General features: G+C 38.5%; 8 protein-coding genes. All 8 read right to left on the minus strand.

Features of this window, described 5'->3' with window-relative positions:
* Window positions 1-129 precede the first annotated feature (129 nt).
* The 8 genes from DP73_RS03895 to DP73_RS03930 are packed head-to-tail and all read right to left on the minus strand — an operon-like array spanning window position 130 to window position 8,535.
* Window positions 130-1,197 carry a nucleotidyltransferase family protein gene (locus tag DP73_RS03895; RefSeq protein ID WP_034597574.1) on the minus strand — a complete coding sequence of 356 codons (1,068 nt, stop codon included), beginning with the start codon at window positions 1,195-1,197 and terminating at the stop codon, window positions 130-132.
* Complete coding sequence (gene galE, locus DP73_RS03900) at window positions 1,145-2,257, minus strand: UDP-glucose 4-epimerase GalE (RefSeq protein WP_081962941.1); 1,113 nt, start codon at window positions 2,255-2,257, stop codon at window positions 1,145-1,147. The genes DP73_RS03895 and galE overlap by 53 nt, the downstream gene beginning before the upstream one ends.
* Window positions 2,258-2,281: 24 nt before the next feature.
* Window positions 2,282-3,739 (minus strand): flippase, encoded by a 1,458-nt coding sequence (locus tag DP73_RS03905; protein WP_034597575.1) that lies wholly within the window; start codon window positions 3,737-3,739, stop codon window positions 2,282-2,284.
* A gap of 9 nt (window positions 3,740-3,748) precedes the next feature.
* Window positions 3,749-4,864, minus strand: a complete 1,116-nt coding sequence (gene glf, locus DP73_RS03910; RefSeq protein ID WP_242865688.1) for a UDP-galactopyranose mutase — start codon at window positions 4,862-4,864, stop codon at window positions 3,749-3,751.
* Window positions 4,865-4,913: 49 nt separating this feature from the next.
* The gene (locus DP73_RS21950) at window positions 4,914-5,795 is read right to left on the minus strand and encodes a glycosyltransferase (protein WP_052090379.1); all 882 of its coding nucleotides are present in this window, start codon (window positions 5,793-5,795) and stop codon (window positions 4,914-4,916) included.
* Window positions 5,792-6,973, minus strand: a complete 1,182-nt coding sequence (locus tag DP73_RS03920) for an O-antigen ligase family protein (RefSeq protein WP_034597579.1) — start codon at window positions 6,971-6,973, stop codon at window positions 5,792-5,794. Before DP73_RS03920 ends, DP73_RS21950 begins: the two co-directional genes overlap by 4 nt.
* 13 nt (window positions 6,974-6,986) lie before the next feature.
* Entirely contained in the window at window positions 6,987-7,805 is an 819-nt protein-coding gene (locus tag DP73_RS03925; protein WP_034597582.1) for a GNAT family N-acetyltransferase, read from the minus strand.
* Window positions 7,783-8,535, minus strand: a complete 753-nt coding sequence (locus tag DP73_RS03930; RefSeq protein WP_081962943.1) for a sugar transferase — start codon at window positions 8,533-8,535, stop codon at window positions 7,783-7,785. Before DP73_RS03930 ends, DP73_RS03925 begins: the two co-directional genes overlap by 23 nt.
* Window positions 8,536-8,957 lie beyond the last annotated feature (422 nt).

Here is an 8,957-nt window from a genome sequence, read left to right on the forward strand (position 1 = left end):
TCTCAGTCCGTCCCTGTCTTGATGAAAGTAATCTAAGGATTATGGAATATGTATTTGTAGATATATTCCATATATTTCCTTAAATACCTTCTGCTTTTCTGGAAGAAGGTTTAATTTTATTCACTTAAGTTAGTATCTAAAATGCAGTCCAATACTGCGCAGAAAACGCCCCCTAGTCAGCAATGGCTTTAAAAGCTTCCGTGTAAAGGTGATCCTGTTAAGATAGGTTTTAATTTTTAGAAACCATTCTTCAGACTCTATTTTTCTAGATACACTATCTGAATTGATGATGTTTTCTATTAGATGTATAGATTTGTTTTTATCTAAACTGCTGAAGTTAACAGAAATCTTCAATCCTAAAAACATATCACAAGTTTTAAGCAGATATTGATAATAAGTCCAAAGGTTCATTGACTTCATAATCTTATCGATATAATCAAAATTCATAAAATCTTGGTTTTTATTCAAAAAAAATGCTAGGTCACATAGCTGTTGGAGGTTTGCAGTGTTATCTTTAAGATTTCTAGCCAGATGAACAACTAAATTTATCAATTCATCTTCATGGGATAAAGCTGAGATTTCAAATCCTTCCACATTAAGAAGACGATAATTTTCCCAGATATGGTTACACCAATTGCGGTTATTAATCTTTTTCATATGCTTAGGATGCCAAAGAGTTCTGTGTAGTTCTATAGGAAATGAATCCTTCTTGTACATAGCAATATGCATGTACTCAGGATCCTTCATATTCATTAAGTTTGCTTGATAGCCAAGTGTGCTCAGTAAATCAATGGACTTTTGCATATCCTGCTCGTGAATTAACAGATCAACATCCCCCATATTTCTTAGCTCCGGTTGAGGATATACCTCCCGGATAGCAATTCCTTTGACAGAAATCGCCATTACATCATTAGCTTTTAATAGCTCCCAGGCGATCTTCAAGCCATTAATTTTTCGTATTTGATGAGTGATAATATAAAGTGATGTTGTTCTCCATTTGTCCATTATCTCTTCATCCAGTTTAATTACCTCCGGATAGTTTTCCAGCATTGGATAAACTAAAGCACATACATTCTGTCGTAATGCTAAATCGTAAAGTCCCTGACTATCGATTGCTGAAAATGATCCGGCAGCAGGCACTTGATCATGAATTACTTGTTTTGTTATATAAAGCAACTGCTGTTGAGTTGTATTCATCGAATAACTCCCTCCATCCGAGATTAGCCATTTTGCCGTTGAGCAGAGACAATCGGGAAGGTACTAATTCAGAATAATTCTGCTCAAAACGCCAAGCATCTCGGCACATATCCTCCAAGTTTCGTTTGGCTTTCCATCCTAACTCTCTCTGAGCCTTGGAAGCGTCGGCATAGCACTCTGGAATATCACCGGGTCGCCTGGCCTCAATTTCATAGGGAACATAGATTGAGTTTACCTTTTCAAACTCATGCACTAATTGCAGTACGCTGGCACCCTTACCGGTTCCCAGATTATAGATATGCACCCCTCTGGTGAGCTTATCTAAGGCAGCGACGTGACCCATGGCCAAATCACACACGTGAATATAATCTCTTATCCCTGTACCATCCACTGTTTCATAATCACCGCCGAAAACACGGAGCTTATCCAACTTACCCTTGGCCACCTGAGTGATATAGGGCATCAGATTGTTGGGGATACCATTTGGTGCTTCACCAATCAAGCCACTCTCATGAGCACCTATAGGATTAAAATACCTTAATATGGCTACGGCCCAATCTGAATTAGCCTTCACAATGTCACTAAGAATTCGTTCACTCACAGCCTTCGTCTCGCCATAAGGATTTGTGGTGGGTTGAAGCTGCATACTTTCGATAAAAGGAACTTGATTCCCCCCATACACCGTAGCCGATGAGCTAAACACGAATTTCCTCACCCCAAACTTCTGACAGGCTTTAGCAAGCACCAGGGTGCTGACTATATTGTTGTAATAATACTCTAAGGGTTTCTCAACGGACTCCCCCACGGCTTTCAGTCCCGCAAAGTGAATAATTGCATCAATTCGGTGCTTAGAGAAGATAGTATTTATGGCTGATTCATCCGTAACATCATTTAAATAGTAGGTAATATTTTTTCTGGTAATCTGTTTTATCCTCTCAATAGTCTCCTCCTGGCTGTTGCAGAGGTTATCCACGATAATAACCGTATGTCCCGCTTCAATTAATTCAATACAAGTATGTGAGCCAATATATCCGGCTCCACCTGTGACAACGATTTTCATAGCAGCACCTCATCCCATTAAAATTTAACTAATTTTTATGGATTTCTTTCCTTTACCTAGTCTTAGAAAAGCAGCTTCAAGTATATAAGCGTTTATCTTTTCTCTCAGTAGGAATAACACCGCTATGTACACAACCACCCCAGCAACCCCTTGCAAGAATGTAGTACCGGCTCCGACCCCCAGGGCATGCCCAATAATTCTTACGATTAAGGCCATGCTTGCGGCGGCCAGGCAGAATTTTGCCAACATCTTTAGATACTCCTTAATTGCAATCTCTCTTCTTAAGCAATAGTATTGAACCATCGTCACGGAAACCTCTGCCATAACTGTAGCCAGACAAGCACCGAGAGCCCTAAAGTGGGGTATCAATATAAGGTTCAATATGACATTGACAATGGCCCCCGTCATAACCGATGCCGTAAATTCTCTTGTCCTATTGGACGGCAGTAAGTATTGTGTACCCATGACATTGCTCATGGCAATAAAAAACAATATCGGGGCCAGGGCGATAATCAAATACTCTACCGGTTCAAAACCTACGCCAAAAAACCAAGGGACAAATTCATTGGAGATACTCCCAAGTCCAAAAGTCAGGGGCACAGCCACATAAGCTACCCCTTTCAGACTGATATTTAAGTAGCTGTCCATTTTCTGCTTGTCGCCCTTAGCGAAGATATTGCTCATTCTGGGGAGCATAACTACTCCCAGGGCTGTTACTAAGCCCAAAACCACTTTCACGATTCTTTCGGACTGCTCAAAATATCCTACTTCTTCGACACCAATTAGTACTCCTAACATTGTTTTATCTAGAACGACGTAAACCTGAATAGCTATTTGAGGGATAAACAACTTAATTGAGGGTACTAAATGAAGGAGTAAATCGCTGAACTTTAGCCTTACCCGGTTAACTGTGTTCGGCAAATAGACCCACATTACCATATTCCCCAATAACTCAATCAGCACATTGATTAAAACGTATAAGTTTAAATCCTTACTCGTTCTTACGAATGTGAATATCAAACAAACTCCAATTACTTTAACTATTAAGCTCCTGGTTACGGTTTTTTTAAAATCCTCAAGCCCCAAGTATAACCAGGAAAGATCGACCATAGCCGCCACAATATTTAAAATCTGAATCATAAAAAGCGGTCTATAGATCTGAACCTTGGAGAAAATAATTAAATACAGTATTAAGGCCAAGCCAATGGTCATTATTCTAAGTAAGAAGATTGACCAGAATGCCCTGGACATCCTATCCTTATTATCTCTTGTGTAGGCAATTTGCCTATTTCCGTACAATGATAGACCTAAAGAACCGATTATTATGAAGTATTGGGAAAAAGTTAAAGTGTAAACATATATCCCTATACCCTCAGCCCCAAGTATTCGTGATAGGTAGGGAACTGTCATTAAGGGCAAAACTAAGGTTGCGGCTTGAAGCAATAGGTTATACATTAAATTCTTGGCTATACTATTTCCCATCCCTATTCCTCACACTTGCATTTCCTCTTCCACAACCTTTAAGGCCCTCTCTACGATGTGGTGCATATCATAGTATTTGTACTCTGCTAACCGGCCGCCAAAAATAGTTCTGGCCTCTTGCTGGGCAAGTTCCTTATACTTAGCATATATAGCTTCATTTTTAAGATTATTGACTGGGTAATAAGGCTCATCCCCTTTATTCATCGTTAGCGCATACTCCTTAGTAATCACTGTTTTAGGCTGAGTACCGTATTCAAAATGCTTATGTTCAATGATGCGCGTATAGGGCACTTCAAACTCTGTATAGTTTACAACCGCATTACCTTGGTAGTTTTCCAGATTAAGAAGCTCTTGCTCAAATTTCAGGCTTCGATACTCTAACTCACCGTGACGATATTGATAAAATTCATCGATCATTCCAGTGAACAGGATTTTAGGGGATATTTTTTCTAACTCCCTTCGGTTAGCAAAGAAATCTGTATTTAGATTCACTTCAATATTCTCCAGTAACTTCTCCACGATTTTCGTGTAACCCCCAATAGGTATACCCTGATAGGCATCATCGAAATAGTTATTATCAAAGGTGAATCGTACCGGCAACCGCTTAATAATAAAGGCTGGCAGTTCAGTGGCTCTCATCCCCCATTGTTTTTCCGTATAGCCCTTAACCAACTTTTCATATATATCTCGTCCAACCAAACTGATGGCTTGTTCTTCCAGATTCCTCGGAAGTTTGATTCCTGCTTCCATCACCTGCTTTGCAATGATTGCTTTCGCTTCAGCCGGCGTTCTTACACCCCACATCTTGTGGAAGGTATTCATATTGAAGGGCAAATTGTAGAGCTCATTCTGATAACTGGCCAGAGGAGAATTGGTGTATCGATTGAACTCACTAAAGCCGTTCATGTAATCCCAGACCTGCTTATTGCTGGTATGAAAAATATGCGCTCCATATTGGTGGACATTGATTCCTTCAATTTCTTTGGTGAACACATTCCCGCCAATATGATTCCGCTTATCAATGACTAAACAAGACTTCCCTCTTTTGCTTGCTTCGTGGGCAAATATGCTGCCGAAGAGACCTGCCCCAACAATCAAATAATCGTATTTCGTATCTATCACCAACTTCTTTAAGCTTTCCTCTCACATGCTTATCTCTTAATTAATCTCTTAATTAGGTCTTAAGAAACTTACCCGTCTGACTAAGATCACGTTTAAAACCATGAAGGATTGCCCAAAAGACTATCCCTACATCTTTTCTATTAATAAACAAAGAATAGTAAATTTCCTTGATTACTTGTTTATTAAAGTTAAAGCCCAGCAATCTATATTCTAAAGATAAATATATATTGTTCCTTAAATAACAATAATGTTTGATCTTGCTGTTATAAATCGGGACTTTTAATCTATTAAAAAAGGCTGATACAATGTCACAATTATTCATTGGATGGTACAAGATTGCCTTTGTATTAACATATAAGCTGAAGTTATTTCTTCTTGCTCTGAAAGAGTATTCTACATCATCCCCAAAGATAAAAAGCTCTTGCATGGGCAATCCTTGCAGTTCAACAACAGAATGCTTGATCAAAGCCCCATTAAAGGGTACTGAACTTACCGGCAACACCCCTGAATCAAACTCAATATTTGGCCACCAAATGCTTGTCCTGCCATCCTCTTTAGCTATTACCAAGGGGGACAGATAATCACCCTGCCCCGAATCCAACAAGTTTTCCAGGCATTTACTGTCAGGCAGGCAATCATCATCCATCAACCAGTACCAGTCATACTCATCCTCCTTAGCTTTTTTTAAGCCGTGATGGAACCCACCCGCTCCCCCAGTATTTTCATAAAGGTTGATTACTTCAACCTTTTCATTATGGATAAATCCGTGATTCTTCAAATGCTCCAAAGTTCCGTCAGTACTATTGTTGTTAACAACATATATTTGTTGAACTGAGTAGGACTGATCGAGCAAAGCTTTTAAACACTCTAGCAACAGTTCTTTCCTATTATATGTAACAACGATGGCGGCTACGGTAGTTCTTCTTTGTATCATTCGTATTCTACCTTCCCCTTACTTCCCAACCCTATCTGAGCATAGATCATTACATTCCAAAAGTTCTTATTCAATAAGTAGTCAAGGGTTCCACAGAAGGCTATTAACATGACCATCATAGATAGAGTCAGCAAGTCCTTCTTTAAAAAACTGCATTTTACATTTGCGGCTATGAAAGATAAAAGGAGGACAACCCCGATAACCCCCGTTCCCAGCAATAAAAAAAGTACTACATTATGAGTTGCTACATATATCCCATGTTTCAGATACAATTCAAAAGGACCTGCTCCAAAGCCAACCCCCCAAAAAGGACTCTCTAAAGCAGTTTGGATAGAATACATCCAAATTGTAAATCGTCCTGTCCCCCCAGTTTCTATGGCACTGCTCAAAGTAAGTCTTCCAAGCACCTCACCGCTTATATTCGCTGACAGTATACCCGTACCAAGAATGAAGCACAGTATTACTAATCCACCCATCACAACCTGGAACGCCCTGGCTTTAGGTATTATTTTGAAGCGAACATTCAGGATCAAAAGCACAGTCCCACCCATAACCAGGCCCAGCAAGCCTCCGCGGGAACCCGTCAACATCATTCCATACAGGATAATACCCAGGCTCACTGTGATAGCCAAACCTTTTAATTTGTCCTTGACGAGAAGTAAATTGCTGAATAAAAACAATGCGCTAAAGGCCAATCCAGTTGATAGACTATTGGGATCTGTTGCTAATCCACTGGTTGTCCTAATAAAGACTCGATTGTAATAGAGATCTTTTGTACCTATTAAATATAGAGAAATTAGTACTCCGCTTAATACACAACACAACTTTAGATAGTCTTTCTGTGAATCCGAATAATCTTTATTAATACAAACAAGATAAAATATCATTAGGGATAGGAGACTAAGAAAGGCTGAAAATGTGATCTGTTTGTCAATTGACCAAAAATAGGATAAAAGAGCATAAGTAGCAAAAAGAAAAAGCATCATAGAGTGTTGATCTAAAATAAATGCTTGCTTTTTGATCAATATATCGACCAGTATTACAATTGCGACAAGAATCCCCAGATATCTATTAACAGTACCACTGCCGGAAATATTCATAATCTCGTCCAAAGGTATCAAGGCAGTATACAGTCCAAACAGTATTGTTGGCAGTCCGATTCCTTTCTCGCGAATCACCATACACCTTCTTTTATAAAACTCTCAAACAAGACCTGATGGTTTTAAATTGAGAATTTGCTGCTATTTGATTGGAGATTTTTGGCCAATAATGGTAGACCGAGTTACAGGTTTTTGGTCTAAACCCACATGTCATATAAAACTTCATGGCCGAAGAATTATCCGCTTGAGTTCCAACATTAAGGTTCCTAATGTCCATTTGCTTTAAAGAATTTTCCATACCCGCTATTAACGACTTTCCTGCATTTACTCCTCGACAATCCTCATCAACTGCCAACAATTCTATGGTTCCCAGGGATATATCCGGATCAACAGAAAATAAGGCAAAGCCACTTATTTCTCCTTTATGTTTAGCTAAAGCATAATACCGCCCTGTCTTAGCAAAGGCGTTTTCAGCCCAATGGGCATAAATTCTTTTGGCCTTATCCCGAGGCAGGTTAGGATCATTAAAGAAACGAGAATATTTGAAAGCCCTACGCGCTATTTCTAACACCCGATCATCATACTGATATGCTTCAAACACCTCTGCCCGACTCTCACTTTCAAAACAGCTATCTATATTTTTGGTAAATTGAACATTAATATCGGCCAGATAAATCCCAATATTTTTCCCCAACCAATAATTATTCAGCTTATTATTATCAAAGTTGATAATTGTGACAAAATCAAAAATGCTGAGAAAGTCTATCAACTCTGCGCTTTCATCGTCAGCCATACCAGCCTTTAATATCACCTTAGCAGAATAAACACCAAAGTAATCCGTATCCCACGGAGATTCATAGGCTTCAAAGGACTCTCCGTAAAGATTCCTAAATGTGTCTTTGCCGTCCATTAGTTTTCACCCCCATATTACCGGGCATTTCAGTATAAACATTATCTCGCCTAACAATTACTTTGATGGTCTTGAACAATATCTCCAGATCCAGCAAAAAGGAGATGTTATTGACATAATAGACATCGTTTTTCAGACGTTCCTTCCATTGCCCGCCATTCCTCAGATTCGCTTGGTTGTAGCCGCTGATGCCGGGCAATACCTCAAGCTTTCTAAAATCCTCTCCTACATAAATATGAATATGTTCGGGCAAATCCGGTCGAGGACCTATAAAACTCATATTACCGATTAAAATATTAATTATTTGAGGAAGCTCGTCCAAACTTGTTTTACGTAGAACACTTCCTATTCGAGTAAGTCTTGAATCCTCCGGGGAATTATAGGTAGAACCATCGGGATTGCGCAAATCGGGAGCATTTACCTTCATAGTTCTAAGCTTATACATTTTAAATACTTCTCCATCTTTGCCAAGTCTCTCACCACAGTAAAAGGCCGGCCCCTTGTCTTCCATTTTTATCAAAAAAGCACATATTCCTACTACAAGAAGCAAAGGAATGAACATTAATAAAGCAAATATGATATCTAGTAACCTCTTAATATATGTTTTATAAACCTTAATCACCCCAACGATATCCACTAAAAATTCAAGTGTACCAAAGCCTTCTGTACCCCTTTTTGAGGGATGCCGGTATAATACTTTACGATGCCAAACCCTCGCTTCTCCTTCCATAAATTTACATATTTATATTTGATAAGTACATTCTCCAGTTATCATAAAAAACCTTCATATCATTATAATTATTTGATATTTTTTTAACTCATTATATGATTGATTTCATTTTCAAATAATCTATTTATTGTTTAATTGACATTTACATATATCAATTCATTTCATTGTCTTTAGTTAGACAAGTAGTGAACGCATTATTATTAAATCTTATATATTTGTCATTATTCTATGCCTGTTTTAAATTTAACTATTATAAATTACCCAAAATGATTTTTCATTCAATTTATCCTTGTACATATAAAATCTTCAGCACAATTCGACGGGTAATTTAGCCAATAGACATGATAAAATCCGGAGCTGGAAGCTCCGGATTTTATCATGTCTATTAGGGCTATGCTTTTGCTTAAGAAATGTCACCCAGG

This window comes from Desulfosporosinus sp. HMP52 (genome assembly GCF_000765145.1).
Taxonomy (GTDB): Bacteria; Bacillota; Desulfitobacteriia; order Desulfitobacteriales; family Desulfitobacteriaceae; genus Desulfosporosinus.